The 21,785-nt window shown below is 30.6% G+C and carries 19 protein-coding genes and 1 tRNA gene; 11 read left to right on the top strand and 9 right to left on the bottom strand.

Annotated features, from left to right (window positions below; all coding sequences use genetic code 11):
• Window positions 1-389: 389 nt before the first annotated feature.
• Both EZS29_RS10695 and EZS29_RS10690 read right to left on the bottom strand, forming a co-directional pair.
• The gene (locus tag EZS29_RS10695) at window positions 390-662 is read right to left on the bottom strand and encodes a PIN domain-containing protein (protein WP_130610204.1); all 273 of its coding nucleotides are present in this window, start codon (window positions 660-662) and stop codon (window positions 390-392) included.
• A 379-nt stretch (window positions 663-1,041) separates the two neighbouring features.
• The gene (locus tag EZS29_RS10690; protein WP_130610201.1) at window positions 1,042-1,566 is read right to left on the bottom strand and encodes a peroxiredoxin; all 525 of its coding nucleotides are present in this window, start codon (window positions 1,564-1,566) and stop codon (window positions 1,042-1,044) included.
• 764 nt (window positions 1,567-2,330) lie between these two features.
• Here EZS29_RS10690 and EZS29_RS10685 point away from each other — a divergent pair.
• From EZS29_RS10685 to EZS29_RS10675, 3 genes are all read left to right on the top strand, one after another.
• Window positions 2,331-2,978 (top strand): MutH/Sau3AI family endonuclease, encoded by a 648-nt coding sequence (locus EZS29_RS10685; protein ID WP_130610198.1) that lies wholly within the window; start codon window positions 2,331-2,333, stop codon window positions 2,976-2,978.
• Window positions 2,979-3,343: 365 nt separating this feature from the next.
• A complete protein-coding gene (locus tag EZS29_RS10680) occupies window positions 3,344-3,637 on the top strand; it encodes a hypothetical protein (RefSeq protein ID WP_130610195.1) in 294 nt (97 codons plus the stop codon).
• Window positions 3,638-3,882: 245 nt separating this feature from the next.
• Window positions 3,883-4,809, top strand: coding sequence for a beta-propeller fold lactonase family protein (locus EZS29_RS10675; protein WP_130610192.1), 927 nt, complete (start codon window positions 3,883-3,885; stop codon window positions 4,807-4,809).
• A gap of 102 nt (window positions 4,810-4,911) precedes the next feature.
• Here EZS29_RS10675 and EZS29_RS10670 read toward each other — a convergent pair whose 3' ends face one another.
• Window positions 4,912-5,691 carry a substrate-binding periplasmic protein gene (locus tag EZS29_RS10670; protein ID WP_172603897.1) on the bottom strand — a complete coding sequence of 260 codons (780 nt, stop codon included), beginning with the start codon at window positions 5,689-5,691 and terminating at the stop codon, window positions 4,912-4,914.
• Window positions 5,692-6,944: 1,253 nt separating this feature from the next.
• Between EZS29_RS10670 and EZS29_RS10665 the strand changes: the two genes are divergently transcribed.
• The 3 genes from EZS29_RS10665 (at window position 6,945) to EZS29_RS10655 (ending at window position 10,659) form a co-directional block, all read left to right on the top strand.
• Entirely contained in the window at window positions 6,945-8,282 is a 1,338-nt protein-coding gene (locus EZS29_RS10665) for a DUF2971 domain-containing protein (protein WP_130610186.1), read from the top strand.
• Window positions 8,283-8,991: 709 nt separating this feature from the next.
• Window positions 8,992-9,795, top strand: coding sequence for an RES family NAD+ phosphorylase (locus EZS29_RS10660; RefSeq protein ID WP_130610183.1), 804 nt, complete (start codon window positions 8,992-8,994; stop codon window positions 9,793-9,795).
• A gap of 147 nt (window positions 9,796-9,942) precedes the next feature.
• Window positions 9,943-10,659, top strand: a complete 717-nt coding sequence (locus EZS29_RS10655) for a hypothetical protein (RefSeq protein ID WP_130610180.1) — start codon at window positions 9,943-9,945, stop codon at window positions 10,657-10,659.
• Window positions 10,660-10,997: 338 nt separating this feature from the next.
• Here the strand turns inward: EZS29_RS10655 and EZS29_RS15945 are convergent, their stop codons facing one another.
• Window positions 10,998-11,144: a hypothetical protein gene (locus tag EZS29_RS15945; RefSeq protein ID WP_172603896.1), complete on the bottom strand. Its 147-nt coding sequence runs from the start codon at window positions 11,142-11,144 to the stop codon at window positions 10,998-11,000.
• A gap of 566 nt (window positions 11,145-11,710) precedes the next feature.
• Between EZS29_RS15945 and EZS29_RS10650 the strand changes: the two genes are divergently transcribed.
• The 4 genes from EZS29_RS10650 to EZS29_RS10635 all read left to right on the top strand — a co-directional run bounded on the left by EZS29_RS10650 (window position 11,711) and on the right by EZS29_RS10635 (window position 12,888).
• Window positions 11,711-11,965: a hypothetical protein gene (locus EZS29_RS10650; protein WP_130610177.1), complete on the top strand. Its 255-nt coding sequence runs from the start codon at window positions 11,711-11,713 to the stop codon at window positions 11,963-11,965.
• Complete coding sequence (locus EZS29_RS10645) at window positions 11,962-12,204, top strand: hypothetical protein (protein ID WP_130610174.1); 243 nt, start codon at window positions 11,962-11,964, stop codon at window positions 12,202-12,204. Before EZS29_RS10650 ends, EZS29_RS10645 begins: the two co-directional genes overlap by 4 nt.
• Before the next feature lie 110 nt (window positions 12,205-12,314).
• Window positions 12,315-12,635, top strand: a complete 321-nt coding sequence (locus tag EZS29_RS10640; RefSeq protein WP_130610170.1) for an ADP-ribosyl-(dinitrogen reductase) hydrolase — start codon at window positions 12,315-12,317, stop codon at window positions 12,633-12,635.
• Window positions 12,598-12,888 (top strand): hypothetical protein, encoded by a 291-nt coding sequence (locus tag EZS29_RS10635; RefSeq protein ID WP_130610167.1) that lies wholly within the window; start codon window positions 12,598-12,600, stop codon window positions 12,886-12,888. Before EZS29_RS10640 ends, EZS29_RS10635 begins: the two co-directional genes overlap by 38 nt.
• A gap of 183 nt (window positions 12,889-13,071) precedes the next feature.
• Here the strand turns inward: EZS29_RS10635 and EZS29_RS10630 are convergent, their stop codons facing one another.
• From EZS29_RS10630 to EZS29_RS10610, 5 genes are all read right to left on the bottom strand, one after another.
• A complete protein-coding gene (locus EZS29_RS10630) occupies window positions 13,072-13,923 on the bottom strand; it encodes an OB-fold protein (protein WP_130610164.1) in 852 nt (283 codons plus the stop codon).
• A 370-nt stretch (window positions 13,924-14,293) separates the two neighbouring features.
• Window positions 14,294-14,368, bottom strand: a tRNA-Arg gene (locus tag EZS29_RS10625).
• An 84-nt stretch (window positions 14,369-14,452) separates the two neighbouring features.
• A complete protein-coding gene (locus EZS29_RS10620) occupies window positions 14,453-16,261 on the bottom strand; it encodes a peptidoglycan D,D-transpeptidase FtsI family protein (RefSeq protein WP_130610161.1) in 1,809 nt (602 codons plus the stop codon).
• 233 nt (window positions 16,262-16,494) lie between these two features.
• Complete coding sequence (locus tag EZS29_RS10615) at window positions 16,495-16,779, bottom strand: hypothetical protein (RefSeq protein ID WP_130610157.1); 285 nt, start codon at window positions 16,777-16,779, stop codon at window positions 16,495-16,497.
• A gap of 55 nt (window positions 16,780-16,834) precedes the next feature.
• Window positions 16,835-18,397 (bottom strand): Mur ligase family protein, encoded by a 1,563-nt coding sequence (locus EZS29_RS10610; RefSeq protein WP_130610154.1) that lies wholly within the window; start codon window positions 18,395-18,397, stop codon window positions 16,835-16,837.
• 108 nt (window positions 18,398-18,505) lie between these two features.
• Between EZS29_RS10610 and icmF the strand changes: the two genes are divergently transcribed.
• A complete protein-coding gene (gene icmF, locus EZS29_RS10605) occupies window positions 18,506-21,784 on the top strand; it encodes a fused isobutyryl-CoA mutase/GTPase IcmF (RefSeq protein ID WP_130610151.1) in 3,279 nt (1,092 codons plus the stop codon).
• The last annotated feature ends 1 nt before the right edge of the window (window position 21,785 follow it).

Below are 21,785 nucleotides of genomic sequence, written 5' to 3'. Positions count from 1 at the left end.
GACTCTCAATAATAAATTACAAGTTATTATTTTAATTGCTTTGAATAATAACGCGTGTATCTTTAAATACGATTAATATTAAAGTCAAGGATTTTTTAAAGTATCAATCTGCTAAATTGATCGCAATCCTCATTTCAAGATGACATGTTTTCATCAAGAAAAGGTTAAGGAATTACTGTTATAATTACCCCACTTGGTGTGACCCCAACCATTTTAATCCCTTAATTACCAAATTTATATCAAATAAAGAATTGCGATGGATTGGTACACTTGGAGCTCAGTGAATATTTTGTGTTCAATTATGACCACTATGAAAGTTTAGAATTTGCTGAATTTCTTACTATTCTTTAATGGAAAACATCAACTATAAATGATGATTCAGACAATTATTAAACTAGCTCAACTAAATCAGAGTATTTTTTGACTAATGCATCTGCTGTAATTAACCTAAACGGTTCAGGCATTTCTTGAGCAACAAGTAAGCGATCAAATAGATTTCTGTGAATTTCAGGCAACCCATTTAATGACAGAATGTGATCAAATTTTAGTGGTAATTCAATAAAATTAGTTTTCTTAAATATGTTATTATAATCATCTATTTCAATATCTAATTTTTCTAAATTCATTTTTATTATCATTTTCCAGATAGATACTGAGCTCATAAAAACATCGTTAGCATTATCAAGAATTTTGCGCTTTTCTTCTTAAATTGGTTCTGCTTTAACTCATAGATTCGATGCTTTAGCTATAAAATAATGCCAAGATCATCCATATTGGCCTTCTCAATCGATCTAGATAAGTTAACTTTAAGTTTGTACATATCTGGTACCTCCCAAAAATTTTTACGCTAAACTAAGTCTAGCTTAAGTGATGCTAAGAATTAAAATTTTTAAATAATTTTCGAAAAAGAAGAATATATAATAATTTTTTTTTGTCTCTTACGAGTTGTGCTTTTTAGAGCATACTCTTAACAGATTATACCGTTATTTAGTTTTAGAATTTAAATAATCTAATGAAATTTAAAGTCGTAAAATCTTATCTTTATTTTTTGGAACTCAATTCCGAAATTTTTTCTGCCACTTTTTTTGCATCTAGAGCAGGATCAACATTCTCATCAATACTGCGTATAACCAATTTATCATCAATAATAAAAGTTATTCTTTTGGACATGTTCATAACAGCCATCTTTGTTCCATAGGCTTTTGTTATTTGTGCATCTGCATCACTTAATAAATCAAAAGTGAGCTTATGTTTTTCGTGAAATTCTTTCAAAGAAGCAACACTGTCTGTGCTTACACCATAAACGACAGCACCTTTATTTTTTATAACCTTAATTGAGTCGCGAAAAGCGCATGCCTGTGTTGTGCATCCAGGAGTTCCTGCTTTTGGATAAAAATACACAACTGTCCACTGTTTATCTTTGTTATCTTGTAACGAAATTATTTTTCCTTCTTGATTCTTTAAAGAAAATAAAGGAGCAGGTTTGCCTATTTCTAGAGCATAGCTTATATTTACAATTAAGAATCCGAAAAATATTGTTATGAAAGATCTCAAAAGTCGTATCATAGTGACTCTCCTATTTATTTAAAAGAATGAAGGACGAACTTTTCTTCAATCCGCATTTAACATGGTACTTTAATTTATTTGAAAAGCCATTGATCTTGAATTTAATAAAATATTCATAGAATGTCATAATCTACTATTTTAATTTACAACTAAATTATAAAAATAATTTTAATTTATCTGCTTAATTTAAAAATGAAGTATAAATTTAATTTAATTTTATAAAATTATTTAGCTAAATTAAAAATTAAATTATAGTTTTTTTATGAAATAATAGTTTATAAATAACCCTTTGCTGGACCGAGAAGTAATCGATCTGGTTTTCTCTCATGTGATCCTCAATTCTCTAAATATCTTATTCACCGACAACAACAGTAGTGTATTTGGGGCTGAAAAATTATTTACGCTTAGAGATTTTCTCCGACTTTGTCGACTTCAACTGCTTACTTTTGAATGATTTGGATTGAGGCTTGGAATTGTGTTTGGATGATATAATGAGCTCTAAAAACTTCAAGCATCAGAATAAGATCAATGAAATTATTCACATAATGGATTTGCAATAAAATTTGTCTGGTGTATAAATAGGGCAATATAACTTGATGGCATGCCTATAAAAAGGCTTATTATCTTTTTTAGTTTTTAAAATATGTTTCAATAGTTGTTACTTTTTTTCAATATAAATTGAAATTATTTGTATAAAAACTTAAAAATTTTGATATTTTGTAAAATATAGATGCTATTTATGCTTAATATAACGAGGGATACTCATGTCTTTAGAAAATGATAGAATCAGTTTTGTTAATATTTTTAAAGAAAAATTAAGAGAGAAAAAACTATCTGAGTTTGCTAAATTTTATGGAGTAACTATTAAAAAGGGAAGAAATATAAATAAAGGATGGGTAGGTATTACTTTATCTAAAATTGCTAGTGATATTAAAAATAGAAGTGAGAAAGAAGAAAGTATCTATTGCATGAAATCAGTTAAAGTAAAATTAAATAAGAGTTCAATTGAACCTATAGAAACAATGGCTTTAACAAAACTTGATCCAAGAATTATTATAACACAAAACTTTGAAGATTCAGATTTATGGAATACTATTAAGAGTCTTTTACTTTTAGGTTGTGAGTATCGTAATAAAGAAGATGCAAGTATAATTAAAATTCAACCATTTAATATTGATGATAAGAGTCTAAAGAATGAAATACAAACTTTATGGGAGAGCATAAAAGATATTACTGCTAACGGTAAAATTTCATCTTATTCTTGCAAAAATGAAAATAATAAATATGTACAGCTTCGTAGAAAAGGAACTAGAAATTCAAGGATCAAATGTCCTATAACAGGAGTTGAGTTTCACTCAATGTCTTTTTATGCAAAAAAAGATTTTCTAAGATATTGTTTAGGTTCTGTTTAATAAAAAAGAAACTTTGTTTCAGAATTTACTAAAAATCTATAATTTGTATTTAAAATTTTCCATAAAAAATGGGATTCGAGTTTCAAAATAATTGAACTTCTTTTTTTAGTAAAAAATTTAATAAAAAAATCATAATGATTATTAAAAAATTTAGCTAAGGAATTGAACTCTCTTTCTTTGTATGTAAAATAGCAAAAAGCAATGTCGTAAAAGAAGGTTTCTATTAAATTGTTCTTTTATGTTAATAATCGGTTATTTAAAAAATGAAAGGATTTATTTTAGATAAATCAATTATTAATATTTAGTCTTTAGTGGTTAAAATATAAAGTAATTATTTTAAAATATTCTGGAAGGAGAATTTTTTTATGAAAATTTTAGTATGTTCAATGGCTGCTATTATGCTTACTGGTTGCGTTTTTGTACAAACAGTGGGATTTGATAAAGAAGCAAATACAGTGACTCTGCAAGGTGAAACGTGGGTATCGAAAGATAAATTTCAAGAAGAGGCAGATAAATATTGTGGAAAGAAGGCAAATTTAGTTAAAATGAATGAAGTTGTTGAAGGATCTGAAACTAAAGTTGATAATTCAAAATATGGTTTGACAAATGCACAAACCACACCGATTAAAAAAGCTCAATATACTTTTAAGTGTAGTTAAGTAATGATATTCTCCATTTATTAACTAAATATTTTTTTATAGACCATGAAAATACGAACTTTATTTAGATGCGCTGTTCTTGAAAATATAAATATTTTACAATTTTAAAAAAAAGTCATTAAATGCATTCAGAAATATTTTTCCAAATTTTCTTAATCGAAGTCAATATTTTGTCAATTTGAATTTTAATTATTCATTTAATACCATTTATTGTTCTGTAGAAAAATTTTAACTAAGGAGGTACTATGATTTTTTCATTGTCTAAAAAAATCTTGGCTTATTCTACATTATTATCAATATTTAGTATGAGCGCATACAGTGTTGATGTAAATACTTTGAGAGAAACACAGACGTTTACTGTAAGTCAAAATATAACGTATGCGTTTATATCAAACTATAATTCAGGTAGCGGGGTTACATCGTGTGTTGTAAATAGCGATGGTACGTTTGGCAGCTGTATTCAAACAGCAAATAATGCAAATAGTCCATATACAATAGATTTCGACAATAATAATGCATATTTATCGAATTATAATTCAAGCACAATCAGCTCTTGTCCAGTAACATATAATGGTATGCTTCCACTCTGCAATCAGTTTAGCGTAAGCCCGAATACTATGGGTATGGCTTTTACTAAAGGATATGCATATCTTACAAACTATGCAAACAACTCAGTATCTTCGTGTGCACAAAATTTTGATGGCACATTAAGAGGATGTCGTTCTGTTTTAAATTTATTTCTTTCTAATCCTTGGAGAATTACTATTCGCAATAAGTTAGCATATATTACAAATATTGGAAATAATAACGTAACAGTTTGCTCAATTAATAACGGCGTATTGAGCAATTGTGCTTATACAGGTTCTGGTTTTAGTAGCCCACGAAGAATTGCATTTAATAAAAACAACGCATATATAGTAAACGCAGGGAGTAATTCAGTGAGTAACTGTAACGTTGCCTCAGACGGAAGTTTAGCGAATTGTAATGCAACAACTTTTGGATTTAACGGATCGAGTGATATAGCTATTTATAATAATTTTGCTTATATTGTGAATAGCGGTGATTACTCTGTGAGTATGTGTAATATTCAAAGCGATGGCTCTTTAGATAATTGTGGATTAACTGGTTATGGTTTTTCATACCCTATGTCTATAGCTATTTATACACCATAATATCCTTCTTACGTTGAAGAACTACGGTATGTGCTTATCTTTAAAGAGCATTCTACCATCCAAAGTTTTAAAAGAAACATAATATTTTTACTTTTCTACTATCTAGTCTGTTGAACTAAACGAATGATTATTTAGAATTTTTTGATATGTTCCATTTTTTATTATTTTTTCAAGTCCGTATTTGAACTTTTTTACTATTTCATCGGAGGTTTTCTTACCGAATGCCATATAAAGGTCAGTGTTGCTTAATTCTTGAGTGGGAATTTTAAATGCAATGCTAAGATTTCCTATTTTTTCATTATTTTTCTTAGCCAAAAACTTGGCTGCAGCTTCATCGATAGGCCAAAGCTGGATTCGATCTTTAATTAGCATTTGATAAAGACTTTCATTTTTTTGAGCAACATACATGTTTTTTCCTTCAATAAATCCATGGCGCAAAAATAAAATCTCTAATATGTCACCACTATAAACTCCAACTATATATTTTTTAGCTTCATCTATATTTGAAAGATTAATATTCTTATTCTTTGAATAAATATTAAATCTTTGTTTATTTATTTTTCCAACCCATTTATATAATTTTTCCCTAGTCGGATTTCGAACCATTGAGTATATTAATATGTTTGGATTATTCTGTGCAATTTTTTGTGCTCTTTTCCATGGATAAACAGTTATATTTCCTGAAACATGAATTTCTTTTAGAACAGCCTGAATAATTTCAGTATTTATTCCAATAACTCTTCCATCCTTGCCAGAATAATTATATGGTGGATACTCCTCTGTGACTATTTCTATGTTTTTTAAATCTTTAGAGGTAGAAAATGAAGTGAATATCAAACAAATAAAATATATGAATAGGTTAATATATTTTACTTGGATCAAAAGTGATGCTCCTCTAATTTATGCCGCAATGCGATAATAGCGATGAAAAATATGTTACTTTAGCATAGTAGAGTATCCCGCTAGACGCAATTATCCAGTTCAGTTGCGATCTGATTACCAGAACCTCTGTATTCAAATAACCTTGATTTCCAATCAATGATTCCTTAAAGTAAAATCTTAACACCAAAACTCTTCTGTGGTAGGGTGGCTAACAACCACGACTCCCCGCATTAGTCATCGGTTTTGGATTTATTTACTAATGCTTTAACTCAACGAAATATTTTTGTTCCGAGAAATATAATGACAGGTTTAAGAGTGTCTAAAAACACTTGAAAAATAAGAATAACTCTATGGCGGACCCAGCAAGAATCGAACTGGCCTTAGCTCAAGCGTTCCTTAAGGTGGTAAAAAACCTTAAAAATAAATATCTTTTATTATCAATAACAACACCTCTTACTTGTAACAGATCTGCACAAACGTAAAGCAATGGAATTGGGACTGGAAAAAAAATTTCTGCGCATAGAGTTTTTCATCGGCTTTGTCGGCATCATCGGCATCATCGGCAAAGGTTGAGGGTGAATGGGGATGGGTTGGGATTTTGGGTATTGAAATGAAAATTAAAAAGGTTGAATAAATTTTGAGCAAAGATCCAGCTTAAACCAAGCCCTGACAAGGATTAAAATTAATTTTACTATTCAATGTTATTTTATTTATAATTTAGTCTATAAAGTGTTACAAAATGAAAATGTGTAAGAGTATCAGTCTCTTTTAAATAAAGATAGCGGTCTAATTAAATGGATTAGAACAAAGGGTAATTAATAAAATTAATATTTTTTGCTCTAAATTCGATAAATATTCTTATAAATATACATATGTCATTTTCAGAAATGATCTTCACTGAAGCCAGAACATGCCTGCACAACGCTTTAGAATTTGAAATCTTCTTATTTTCGTGCAGTAAAATTAAATAGCTCAGAAGTCAATTGCACAAAACTTAAATTGACAATCTTTAGAATTAGAATATACTAACTAACCTGACCGAGATCCTGTAACTCAAAAACCAATAAAATACTACAATCAAATTGAAAGTATGTATGCTTTAAAAATCAAAGAACCTGCATGTATTGGTATAATAAAAGAAAAATGACTTTTACATTTTAACTTATACCCTTCAGGAATAATTTATGTAGACCAATTAAATTGAGAAGCCCCAAAGAGTTAATATTTTGTTATAAGAAATAGGAAGGGACTGTATGAATTTTTCCTCTGTTTATCGTTTTAGATCGGCTAAAAGTATTTTTGAACATAAGGAACTTGAAAACCAAGAAGTCTATTTCTCTTCTATTGAAGAATTAAACGATCCTATAGAAGAGTATAAAAATTATTTATTTAATGCAGATAAAATATACAGTACTAATTTTCTTAGAATATATTTTTTGAACATTTTTATTTATCATAACTATAAAAGTACTAATGTAATAAATTTTAAATTACAAAATTCTTCATTTCTAACGTATGATGATAAATTAGAGAAATTTTTAAGCCATGATATAATCAATAAAATAAATTGTATATTAAGTAGTAATTCCGATATTACAGAACAAGAATTAAAATATTATTTTACAGAATTTATAACCTCTATAGCATATTGTATAGTTAAAGATATTACTTACGATGAAAACAGTATCAATGAAAACTCTAAAATTATAGATGGAATAATAAAAATTAAAAATAAAATAAAAACTCTTAATTCATTTGATAATAATTCAGAATTAAAAGACATGTATGATAAATTCGCAATGAATAAAAAGTCACCTTTGAAAAAATATCTTGAAAATTATATAGATTATTTAAATTTTACCAATGATTATTTTGAAAAAATAAAACATTTATGTTTTCCAAAAACTCGTATTTCCTGTTTTTCTGCAACTTATACTAGTGTTTTAATGTGGTCTCATTATGCAGACTCACATAAGGGAATTTGTTTAATATTTAAAACTCGAATTCATAAAAATTCTCAATTTATAAAATTACATGATTTAAATTTTAAAATACAATCTAATGAAGATATATATACATTAGGCGATAATCTCCTAGGAGTTAGAAAGCATGATTTCATTAAAGTAAAATATAAAAAAATATTATCTGATTTTCCTAGCACTAATTTTGCGACTAGCCATGGAATGTTAACACCAGAAGAATCAAAAGAATTTTATAAAGATTCAAATGGAAATGATAGTAAAGTAATTCATGAAATTTATAGAGAAAATCCAGAATGGATTAATAAATATTGGCAAATTTATTTTGAATCAATTTCAACTAAGTTAGAACCTTGGAGTTATGAACAAGAGTTAAGATTAATTGAGGATAATATACTGGACAGAAATAAATTTGATAATATAGAAAATAGAAAGAAAAAATTTATTATTGATGACTTAGAAGGTATCATATTTGGAATTAAAACCTCAGATAATGATAAGAAAAAAATTATTAATATAATAGAAAGTAAAAAAAGTAATTGTAAATTTTACCAATCCTTTATCTCTTATACTAATAAAAATATAATTGATAAGTTTGAATTAAAAAAATAATTCTACTAAAAATATTGGCAACCTAACGACTGATTTTCTAAAGCTGTTTCTACAAAAAATATTCACTTTAGGGTGGATTACGATTAATTAGATAGTATTTAAAATAAAAAAATCTCCAATATCTCTTTAAATATTAATATTCAAAAAGATGCTTTTCTTTTGGAGCAGATCATTACACTATTGAAATAAAAATTAAAATGGATCGATTTAATTTTGAATAAAATTTGCTTTGGACCCCATTTAAGCTTAATCCAATCAATAAAAAAGTTAGAATTTTTAATTTGAAAATAGACAGATATAGTTATAAATCAGAAGTATTATTATATCAAACGAATTATTTAAATATTTTTTATTCGCAAGATAACCAAATATATTTAAATATTAAAATGGAATACCAATATCAAATGATAAAAATTAAGTTTCATAACAATATTTAACAGAACTATTAATTTACAAGAAATGTTTAAAAAAAATTAACATTTTGTTGATCAATTAATTAAAAAAATTTTAATTAATTATTTTTTATTATATTAAAAATATGCATTAAATAAACTCGGTTATAAAATAAATATTCAATATCATGAATTTACTAAAATTATCATACAATAAAAAAGTCTAAAAAATAAATAATATAATAATTTTCTTGACTGAGATTATTATTTAAAATATAAAAAAATGATTTTATTAAATAAAATAGGAGATACAAATAATGCTTGATCTATCCTTTAATGACTCTTTATCAGAAATTTATAATGGAAATCTTGAAATTTTAAAAGATAATGAACTTTATAAAGAATTAAATGATGAAATAGAAAAGTTAGAAAATAATTTTAATTTACCAAAGTTTAAAGGAAAAATTAATAAACATAGAAAAGCATTAACACTTACATTAGATAAAGATTCAAATAATTATAAATTTTGGAGAGTCCGCAGTTATAAAACAACAAGAATACCTAAAAATATTTTTAGACTAAAAAGTGATATTAAAAACCCACCTGAAAAAAACATCTCTGAACCAGGACGATTCAATGAGAAAGGAATCTCTTATCTTTATTTAAGCTTTGGATATGGACAACATAATGAAGCTAATATAGCAATAGCTGAAACAGTTAAAGGAAATAGAGAATGGTTTTGCTATGCAGAATTTGAAGTATTAAAAACGACAAATTTAATACGTTTAAATACTAATTTCGGTTTAACATATAAAGATATTCCTGATTATGATTTTTTAAAATTTCTTTACTTTTTAGAATTAAAAATCAGTGAACCAATTTATAAACATTCTGGAAATAATGAATATTTATTTACAAATAGAATTGCAGATTTTTTTAAAAGTTTAGGCTTTGAAGGTATTATATATCTATCAGCTGTATTAGAAGTAGGATTAAACTGCAATTATAATCTATGCTCCTTTAATCCACAAAAATTTGATGTAAAAAATGAGTTAATTACATCGCAATACTTATGTCAACATCTTAATAATTTTGAATTACATAATATTTCAAAATTTTAATTGTGCCTTAAAATAGAAAAACCTAATCATTGCTAATATTATAGCACATTTTTTTAGATTTTTTTTATAAATTCAATTGATTTTTATATTTAAAATTATTTTAAGTACTGCTTTTACTTAATAAGTCACTTTATCAAGGACTAAAATATGTTAGAAGTTATTGGACACAAAGCACTAGGTATTTTATCAGATTATATTCTTTCAAAATTTAAAAATTTTGTTATTGATAAATGGAGTAGCTATAGAGTAAATGTTTTTTTAAACACGCTTTGTAAAGAGTTAATTGTGTCTTCTTCAAATGTTTTAGAAAATGATGTCAAAAAGATGATTGATGAAATAATAAATGATGATATAAAATCTGAAATATTGTTTGAATCATACAGAAAAGTATTTATGTCTGCATCAAAAAATATAGGTCCAAGAGTAATTGCCATTTTGACCTCAAAAATTATTTCTGAAAATAGAATTGCAACTCAATACGAAGAACAAATGTTTCTTGTATCTGAAAGTTTAATAGATTTGGAATTAAAAGAATTAGGAAATTTTTTAAATGAAAATTTATACTCTTATGATAATAATAAAGGCATTGTATATATTGAAATTGACAAAGAGCAAGTAGATCTTAATAGAGAATATGAAATTCAAATACTTGATCTTACAGAGTTTTATGGAGTATGGGCTGTAAAAGCAAAAAATTTAGGAATTATTTGCGATACGTTAAAAGAAAGCGTTTCTAGATATTATGAAGATTCAGAAAGACATATTGATGAAGATGGAACTATTAAGACCTTTACATGGAATATAAGGGTAAACACTACTTTCAAGGAATTTGGAGAGTTAATAAAAAAATCTTCATATGATTAAATTATTATTTATAAATTTTAGAGCAACTATTCGGAAAAATATTTAATAATAACAAAAGAATTTAAAATTTTACTTACTTAATATTAATCAGATTATCAATTGTTAATTTAAAATAAACTTTAACTTAATATATCTTCATAATATTTTTTATTAGGATGATTGAATAGTTTTATAAATAATCGAACCTTTGCCATAAAAATTTCTTGAGAAAAAATAACAGGACCCTTACCTTTCTCAAAAGCCCTTTTGCAGCCTTTGATAATACTACTCGGATCATAAAGTGATATTCTTGTTCCTCCTTTTTTTACATATTCACAAGGATATATTTCCCAATAATCTTAATATTTTATAATTGTAACTGGCTTTGTTCCTGTAACTTTTGAAAGCATTTCTAGCGAATATTTTTTGTTTTTATTTAAAGCAAATAAATTCTTAGCCCATTTTGCAGTAGATTTCTTCTTTTTACTTAAATCAACTTCGTTCATTAATAAGTCCTTTGGAATAGTTTTATCAATATTTTAATATATCAAAAGTGAATTTTAGTTAATGTAAAGATCATGATTTTTTATCACCTATTCTGTGCTTTTTTGTAGCACTTTTAAATTAAGTAGAGGGAAAAGCAACTTTTTTACTTAGGCATTAGGACACGGACTGTCTAAAACCATTTCTCCTCGTGACAATCCGTTAACTTATTAATATTTTGAGTATTATTATATAAAGAAAATTAATTTGCACTATATTAGATCAATTTTCGATGAAATTATATTCTCTAAATTTCGACGCATTATTTTTCCATTGTTTGCTCAAATCTATATGGTAAAAAAATCAAACAAATATATTTCTTTTATAACAATTATTTAAATAGATTTTTAATACCCATTTTTTTTAAGATTATTCCAAAATTCAATATGTATAAGTGCTAAATACGATCGATTTTTCCGTGCCCATTTAATTTAGACAGTCCGTTCCGTTATCGGCACTATTTTTTTAGAGAGCATTTCGCTCTGCAATTAAAGCGCAAGTAAGCGCATATATGAAAGGGATTTCAGTAATGGATACAGCAAGCACTCAAAAGATTTCGAGCAAAGAAAAATATCTTGAGCAAGCCGTACAGGCTCTTAAGAAGGGTTTAAGGATGTGTGGCAATATAACTCAACTAGGCATTCGTTCAGGTATCACAAGGCAAACCTTAACAAGTATTGCAAGAGGAAGAGCATGTTCACATGCCACACGTTTAAAGCTTGAGGCTTTTATTGAGGAGCAAGAACAAAGAAAAGGCAAGCCATTTAAAGGAGCGCAATTATGAATTTTGCAACAATTGCCTCCCCTGACTGGGTCACAGCTTTGAATATTTGCAATGTAAATTTGGGCGATGGTATTCGGCAAGGAAATGAATATGTCTTTAAAAACATTTTTATAGGAAGTCATAGTTATCATTCTTTAAGGTATTTGCCGCATAAAAAAGTATTTAAGAACCACTGCGAAAGAGGCAGTAATATGCGTCTTACTACAGTGAGATTCATATGTCTGTATCAAAAATTTTGATTAAATTTTAAAGATTAATCCAAGCAAATTTAACGAGTTAAAAGTTTCATTTGTATTACAATTGACATCTTTTGTAGTTTTTAGTAATATTTAGCATGTAGAGGTAACATATGGAATTGGAACGTCTTCTTTTTGCTCCTGCAATTAGTGAAAAGCTTATATGTAAATGTCCTCCAGTGAGTGTAGAAGAAATTGAAGAAGCATTTTTTAATTGGGAAGGATTTTGGGTACTCGATGATAGAGAAGACCATAAGTCAGTGCCACCAACTTACTGGTTTATAAGCGAAACCTGTGATGGAAGGCTACTAAAAGTAGTTATTAAACCTGTTCCTAATACAGATGTTGCGTATGTTCGAACAGCATATGACGCAGATGAAGAGGAGATTATAATTTATGAAAAAAAATCGAAAAACTACCGTTCTAAAAGATAAAGATGAAATAAAAAAAGCTGAAGAATATCTCAATGATGGTTATCAAGAAAAGTGGGAAAAAGGAGAACTAGGGAAAAGCTTCGAACATGCTGTAGGAGAAAAAGCAAACATAAGTGGCGCTCCAACAACCATCCGGCTTCCTGATTCTTTAAAAATAACGATTGCCACTTTAGCAAGAGAAAAAGGTTTAACCACCAATTCTTATATCAGAATGATTTTAACGGAACATGTGAAACAAAAGAATAGAGCTTAATTAATTTATGGATACGTATTCAGAATCAAAATAATTTTTAATTATATCTCAAATAAAATCTATTGCAAAAATAAATTAAATTCAATTTTAAAATCTTAAATTTATTTGAAGAAAGGATCTCTTTTAAAAAGAAAAAAAACTAGTAAATATTCGGGTAATTATTATAAAGGAGTTCGGAAATATTTATTTCATACTTTCTTTAATTTTTTTATATTCATCTTTTTCTATATTGTATTCTTTCAAAATACTGTAAAATTTTTCTTTTGAATAAGATTTTTTTATTTTTATCCAATTTTCAAATATTTTTTTTATCTCATTAATGCATTCTTTCACAGTATTGATTTCATCACTATAATGATTACAATTTATATCCTTTTTGTATTGAGAAAGTGCTATCTTTAAAAATATAGAAGAAAGTAAATATTTTTTTTGTGTGATTTCTTCCATTTTGGGCAATTTTTTAATGTTTTCATTTGTTTCACTCATTGCAATTCTTTCAATTGGTTGACATTCAGCAAAGATAGGAGAGCCTAAAGTTAATCCATTGCCAATACAATGAAGTGTAACTGAATTTCCTTTATTTAAAGTTGCTAAATATTCTTGATTTCCACTTTTCATAATAGCTTTTGTATTTGTAAAAACATTTTTACCTGAATAAAACTCAATATAGTAATTATCACCTATAGAGCGACTAATGGTCTTGATCTTTCCTTTTAGAACAACTTCTTTATCTTTGTATTTTAAATCTCCAGCAGCCTCATTTTTTTCATATTCTTTATGTATTATTTCAGGATTTACCGAAGTATAAGCTTTTGGAATAATGGACTTAGCACCATTTATAGCAGAAATATAGTCATCAATTAATAGATATTTATAAAAACTCATTTCTTGTTCAGTTAATTTTATATTAATTGGAGTTTTTAATTGAAAATTGAGAGAATACTGATTCGTATGCACTGTATTCGCATAAGATAAACCATAAGAGCTCATTATTATAACAAAAAAATAGAACTTTATTTTTCTCAATGTATGCATATATTATCCTTTTATTTAACTGAAAATCTTTTGAAATTTCTTTAGGATGAAAAGAATATTCTTTGATCTTATGTTCATGACATAATTAAATTGAAATCGATATCCATAAGTTTAGACTCTCTAAATTTATTTAAAAAGTCAAATGATCGTAATCTCAATTTCAAATTGAAATTTTAAAGTAAATTGAGGGAGAGTTAAGCGAATTGCTAGATGTGTAATGTAGAATCTTAGAACGCATTTTAATCAAGCTATAAAGATATTTTATTTATTAATGCGCAAAATCTAGTATCTGAATATTTTCCAGTCCCCAGCAAAAATTGGGACTATCTTGCTGGGTGATAAAAACACTTGGAAAATAAGAATAACTCTATGGCGGACCCAGCAAGAATCGAACTTGCGCTTCAGGCTTCGGAGGCCTACGTGATATCCACTTCACCATGGGTCCATAGAGAGAATCAATCAGCGGGGAGCTGATTGGTGAAAGACTAACTTGCGACTATAACTATGTCAAAGTCAAGTTCTTAGATTTTTACTGTGCAATAAGTGCTGTTTTTTTGTCAGCATAGGCATTGTCATAGGGTTCAACGCTAAAAACGCCTTGGGAATTGAGGTAGTGCACTGTTTTGCGGCCAATTTCAGTGAAAACGGGGCCGGCAAGTTTTGCCCCGTAAGCGGGGCGCACTTTAACTTCATCGAGCACAACAACGATGGCGAGTTTAGGATTGTTTGCTGGAATAATGCCTTCAAACACAGCTGTGCGTTCCGAGTAGGAATTGGTTTTGGTGGACCAAATCTGGGCGGTACCGGTTTTTCCTCCAACGAGCACTCCAGGAATTCTGCCAGCGTTGCTTTCCTCTGTTACGTTACCCATCATTTTGCTTATCATTTTACTTGTTTCTTTAGACACATATTCTAGGGGTGGACCAACAAAGTCTTTATTTAAGTTGGAATTCGTCGCGAGTAAGTTAACACCGCGATCCACTCCTCCGCCAACCATAATAGAGAGTCCATGAATAAGTTGGAGAGGGGAAATCGCAAAGCCCTGGCCAAAAGCCATATTGGCAAAGCGCATTTCGCTCCACGATTCGGGTTTGTGAATTCTGCCTTTCCATTCACCTGGGAAACCGGTGCCGGGGGATCTGCCGAAACCAACTTGCATAAGAGAATTGTAGAATTTCTCGCGGCCAATTCTTTGTGCAATTTTATACATCCCAATGTTACTGCTGTATCTGAGTACCCCTTGCGTATCTAAAGTAATCATTGGGTGATCGTCGCGGATTTTGCCACCGGGGATGGCTAAGCGTCCGCCTCGCACGTCGAATAAAGTATTTTTAGAGATGAGATTGAGGTCGAGAGCTTTTGCAATCCACATGGGTTTTGCCACGGAACCGAGTTCAATGGCATCCATGACGGGACGGAAGCGTCTTGCTGCGGGGTTATTATTGGGTGGATTATTTAAGTCGTATGTAGGATAACTTGCTATAGCAAGAACTTCACCCGTGGTGACATCCATGACAATGGCGCTGCCACCTTTGGCTTTTGCATTGATAGCCCCAGCTTTTAAAGCTTGTTCTGTAAATTGTTGAATCGAGAGATCGATGGATAATTTTAAATTTGGTACATTCTGTGTAGGTTTAGAAGCATCATTTGGAGTCACTATCACCAAACGACCCCGTGCATCACGGAGAACATCTACGCGCGTGTTTTTAATTTTAAGGCGTGAATTATAAACTTGTTCGATTCCCTCTAAGCCATTGCCATCCGCACCGACAAAGCCAATCAATTGAGCTGCCGTTTCTCCCTCTGGGTAGATTCTTTTTGGTTCATCGACAACTCCGATAAAGTTTTGCCATTTTTTTAGAGAACCTATGGCGTTGAATTCTTTTTGCGACATTTGCCTTTTGAGCCAAATAAAATTTCGTTTATCGCTTTTATAGTTCAGCAATTCTTTGAATGGAATATTGAGTTGTTTAGAAACTTTTTTAAGTGTTTCGTTATCGTCGGGCATTCGTTTGGTTAAAATAAAAAGACTGGGTCTTGGAACACTTACACCTAAAACTTTTCCATTGCGATCGGTGATTGTTGCTCGCGGCTGTGAATAAGTCACAGTGGTTTCAAATTGACGTGTGCCTGTAGTGACAAGTTTTTCTCTGAGTTGGGTCGGGAGAATGGTAATCCAAGCATAGCGAATAAGAATTAAACTCAAAAGCACAAAAAATATAATACCCATTGTATAAGCACGTTTGAGAAAATTTGGCACTGTATGGATTTTATGCGGATTAAAGTAATCTTTAACTTTTTGAAAAAGTGATTTTCTAAAAGTACTTTTATTCAACATAACATGACCTGCTGTATAAATCTATCTCGTTAATAAACAAGTTAAAAATGATCCATTATTGGTTTTTTGCAAGGAATAAGCTTTGTAAACAAATAAGGAGATCGTATTCTTAAAATACGATTGACCCATAACATATTAATTATGGATCGCATACAAAATTTTTTAAATGAAAAATAAAAATTTGGGATTATATAACTTATATTGAATTATTGCTTTTTTTAATTAAAAATAAACTATTGGTAGGCGGCATCACTATAGTAAACAAGCCATAATAATGAACTAAAATCACGGGCGGCAATATGTTTACCATTGTCACAGGCATCAAATAATAATTTTCTTTGATCATCTGTGGCTAAAGAAAGATCAATTCCCAGTTCTTCACCAAGAATGTTCCACAATTTGAACATTTGATCTTCATTTAACGAAAGAACGACATCATCTCTCCCTTCACACGGTTTTCCGACAAAAGAACTTTCGAGAATTTTTAGCAATTCATTTTGAAGAACTTCAGGTCGCATAGAATACACCTCCCGAATTTCAAAATTTATCAATTCTAACTGTGATCTTAATAAATCAACAGCATTTTTCTTCAATGACTTTCACCAACCGGTCGAGTTTCATTCCTCGACTGCCTTTAATTAGTATGACAAACTGAGAAAGATCCACGCCCTCAATATTAAGAAATGCAACCGGGTCTTCTTCTGCAGCAAGCCAGAAAATCCGCGTGTTGTTTTCTTTAATCAAGGTCTCTTCAGTTTCTTTTAGTAGCTTAAAGCAATCATACATCGCAGAACCGTAAAGGCACAAGTAGCTCCTCTGTAAATTTTTCAGAGGATGAAAAAGCAGTTCATGCCAGTATTTTGACTCGCTCCCTAGATCAAGCATGTCACCTAAAATAATTAATTTAGGTTTATCTGCCCACTCTTTATTCTCAATTGTATTTAATGCAGCTTCAATACTCATAGGGCTTGCATTATAAGTGTCATCAAATAGAATGGTTCCATTTTTTAAAGTAGAGATTTTAGATCGCATAGGAGGTGGGACAAAATTTTTCCATCCTTCTAATATTTCTCTAGGAGTGCGTTTCATTTTGATGGCAGTAGCAAAAGCGAGGGCAAAATTTGCAGCGTTGTGTTTGCCGGGGAGTGGAATTTCATAAATGTGATTACTTTCTGTAAATAATTTTCCTTCTTTAGAAAAAATCTCTAATTTAATTTCAGATTTAGTAGGTGTTTCATTAATTATTTCCCAAACGATAGTTCGTTCCGTATTTTCAAATATAAAATCTCTTTGTGTGTATTCTTGATCAAATTCACATTTTTCGATGACAAGAAAATCTTTTTCAATCGACAAAGGATATTTATGATGCGTTACTTTACCACGGTATTGAATATTAATATCATGGGTAAATCCAGATAAAATTCTTTCATCTGCAAGCTGCCAAATTCTTGTTGTATATGGATTTCTAAATAAAAATAATTCTTCATTCGCTGCACTTTCCCAATTTTTTAATCTTTCTAAATGTTCGGGCCCAAGTGCAGTTAAAACAGATATATCAGGTTCGCTTAAATCGACATGCTGCTGCATTGCTCCCATTTCATCAATACCAATTTCAAGCACAAGCGCATGTGGTTGTTCTTTTATATTATGTTCTTCTTGACACAATGTAATAGCGAGTCCTAAAAATCCATTTTCACTTTTTTGGGTTTTTGTTACTTTATAATTCGGTCCACTCAATAAACTGGCTAGCATTTCTTTCGTTGTCGTTTTTCCATTGCTCCCACCAATTCCTATCACTGGAAATGGAAAACGATGCCTCATAAATTGAGCAAATTGTCGAAAAGAAATCAATACATTTTCTACTTCAATGCATTTTTCACGAAACTCTGGTTTTAATTCATTTACAAATTTAGAATCTTTATTGACCAAAGCTAAAGGCAATTCTTTTTCAAAACATTCTTGTAAATAAGAATGCCCATCAAAGTTTTCTCCTTGTAGGGCAACAAAAAACTGTTGTGGTTTCAATTTACGACTGTCCGTACAAACTCCAATTAAAGTAACATTTTCTAAAGTTTCAAATGGACATGATTCTTCTAAAATAGCCTGATATATTTCTTTTCCAGTCAACGGCCACATTTTGTATATTCTCCAATTTTATATTAGATATAATCTCAATCGACAGACTTCAGATTCAATCCCCAAGGCAGCGATTCGATATCGCGTTATCATAGAGGATTAAAAGCGATGGAAACAAGCTTTAGCTATCGTCTTAAGAACAAAGTTAGATTTGTGACTGCGACTGCTCTGTTTGATGGACATGATGCCAGTATCAATATCATTCGCAGACTTTTGCAACAAGGTGGAGCAGAAGTGATTCATCTTGGCCACAATCGCAGTGTTAGCGAAGTGGTCAATGCAGCAATTGAAGAAGATGTGCACTCGATTTCAGTCAGCTCCTATCAAGGTGGTCACGTCGAATATTTTAAATATATGAGGGAGATGCTCGATAAAATGGGGCGTCCCGATATGAAAATTTTTGGTGGTGGTGGTGGGGTTATCATCGCAAAAGAAATTGAAGAATTGCAGAAATTCGGCATCACGCGCATCTATTCACCCGATGATGGTTTAAAAATGGGACTTGAGGGAATGATCTGCGATATGCTTGAAAAATCAGATTATTCACTCGAGAGCTGGCCTGAAGAAATGGAAAATCGTGATATTGCAGCGGGTGATCATTTGCGCTTAGCGCGCGCTCTGAGTGTCATTGAAAATAATTTACACGGATTGCCATCAAAAATTTTAGCGCAAATTGAGAACGGAAAAAGAAAAAAAGAAGAAAGTAACAACAAAACACCTCCACTTGTTTTAGGGGTGACGGGAACGGGCGGAGCAGGCAAAAGTAGTTTGACAGATGAGCTCATCCGACGCTTAATTTTGGAATTTCCTGAAAGAAAAATCTGTATTTTTAGTGTGGATCCGTCTAAACGCAAAACAGGCGGAGCCCTGTTAGGGGATCGCATTCGGATGAATGCAATCAATCATTCAAATATTTTTATGCATAGTTTTGCAACGCGTGGAAGTAAAAGTGAATTATCTTCAATTACACGAGAAGCAATTTGTTTAGCGCGTAGTGCAGGTTTTGATCTTATTATTGTTGAAACAAGTGGGATTGGGCAAGGTGACACAGGAATTCTCGACGTGTCTGACTTGTCACTTTATGTAATGACAAGTGAATTTGGCGCAGCGACCCAGCTTGAAAAAATAGATATGTTAGATTTTGCTGATCTCATTGCGATCAATAAATTTGATCGGAGGGGTTCAGAAGATGCTTTTCGCGATGTAAAAACCACCATTCGCCGCAGTCGTTATGCAGGCAATAAAAATATTAGAGAAGAGAGCTATCCTGTTTTTGGCACAATTGCTTCTAAGTTTAATGACGATGGGGTCAATGCACTTTATCGAGAGTTATTAAAAATTATGGAAGAGAGGGCGAAACAGGTTTCTTGGCAACCAAGACTCGATCTAAAAACTGCGCGAAAATCATCAAATGTTTCACCAATCATTGCGCAAAATAGGACAAACTATTTAAGTGAAATTGCAAGTGCCATCCGTGCTTATCATAAAGAAACGGTCGATCTGGCAAAAATAGCAACGGATATATTTTCCTTAGAAAGAGCTAAGAAATTAATAAAAGATCAGATTTTTCATCAAAACATTGACAAGGAAATAAAAAAATCATGGGAACATTTTCCTAAGAATTTAAAAAATGACTTGCAGAATTTTGAAGATTTAAAAGCGAATTATTTGGGTGATTCTTTTAAATATGAAGTAAGAGGCAAACAATATTCTGTAGATACAAATACTATTTCTTTATCCGGTTTAAAAATAAAAAAAATATATTTACCGCAATGCGAAAGTTTCGGTGAAATAATTAAATATTTACGCAATGAAAACGTACCTGGGGCATTCCCATACACTGCAGGAGTATTTCCTTTTAAGCGCGCAGATGAAGATCCGAAAAGACAATTTGCGGGAGAAGGTGGACCGGCAAGAACAAATAATCGTTTTCATTTTTTAACCAAAAATGACAGTGCGAAAAGGCTTTCAACTGCTTTTGACAGTGTGACTTTGTATGGCGATGAGCCTACAAAAAGACCAGATATTTATGGGAAAGTAGGTGAAAGTGGGGTTAGTATAGCTACCCTTGAGGATATGAAACTCTTGTACAAAGGATTCGATTTATGTGATCCGAATACAAGCGTGAGTATGACAATCAACGGACCTGCTCCCATTATTCTAGCTTATTTTTTTAATACAGCCATCGATCAACAATTAGAATTGGCAGAAAAGAAAAAAGGACATAAATTAACAGAGGATGAAATAATTGCTGTTAGAAAATTTACTCTCGAAACTGTGCGAGGTACTGTACAAGCAGATATTTTAAAAGAAGACCAAGCACAAAATACCTGTATATTTTCCATTGATTTTGCCTTAAAAATGATGGGAGATATTCAAGAGTACTTTGTCCAAGAAAAAGTAAAAAATTATTATTCTGTGAGTATTTCGGGTTACCATATTGCGGAAGCAGGGGCAAATCCAATCACTCAGTTGGCATTCACTCTAGCAAATGGCTTCACCTATGTTGAATATTATTTAAGTCGTGGCATGCATATCGATGACTTCGCTCCCAATCTTGCATTCTTTTTTAGTAACGGGATGGATCCTGAATACTCGGTTATTGGGCGAGTTGCACGCAGAATTTGGGCTATAGCAATGCGTGATAAATATAAAGCAAACGAGAGATCACAAAAATTAAAATATCATATTCAAACAAGTGGGCGTTCATTGCATGCGCAGGAAATGGACTTTAATGACATACGCACAACTTTACAAGCACTGCTTGCTATGTCTGATAATTGCAATTCCTTGCATACCAATGCCTACGATGAAGCGATTACTACTCCAACGGAAGAAAGCGTGCGGCGCAGTATGGCTATTCAGCTCATATTGGCGCGTGAATTTGGTATGCTTAAAAATGAAAACCCACAACAAGGTAGTTACTTTATTGAGGCACTCACAAATGCTGTGGAAGAAGCTGTTTTACTTGAGTTTGAGCGCATATCAGCCCGCGGTGGAGTTCTTGGAGCAATGGAAACGCAGTATCAAAGAGGAAAAATTCAAGAAGAAAGTTTATATTATGAAACTCTTAAGCATACTGGTAAGTTGCCTATCATTGGAGTCAATACATATTTAAAAAATAATTCTGAAAGTAATTATATTCCACTAGAAATTCAACTTTCGCGTGCTTCATATGAAGAAAAAGATGAACAGTTGAATAGATTGCAAAGCTTTAAACATGAAAATAAAAATGCCTTAGAAGTTGCGCTGGGACGTTTGCAGACAAAAGTTCTTGCGGGTGAAAATGTTTTTGAGGAACTCCTGCACACAACTCGTTACGCATCACTTGGAGAAATCACCCAGGCACTTTATGCTGTTGGAGGGCAATTTCGCAGAGCAATGTGAA

The organism is Fluviispira sanaruensis, from assembly GCF_004295685.1.
GTDB lineage: Bacteria > Bdellovibrionota_B > Oligoflexia > Silvanigrellales > Silvanigrellaceae > Silvanigrella > Silvanigrella sanaruensis.
This window is presented reverse-complemented; position numbering and strand designations above follow the sequence as displayed.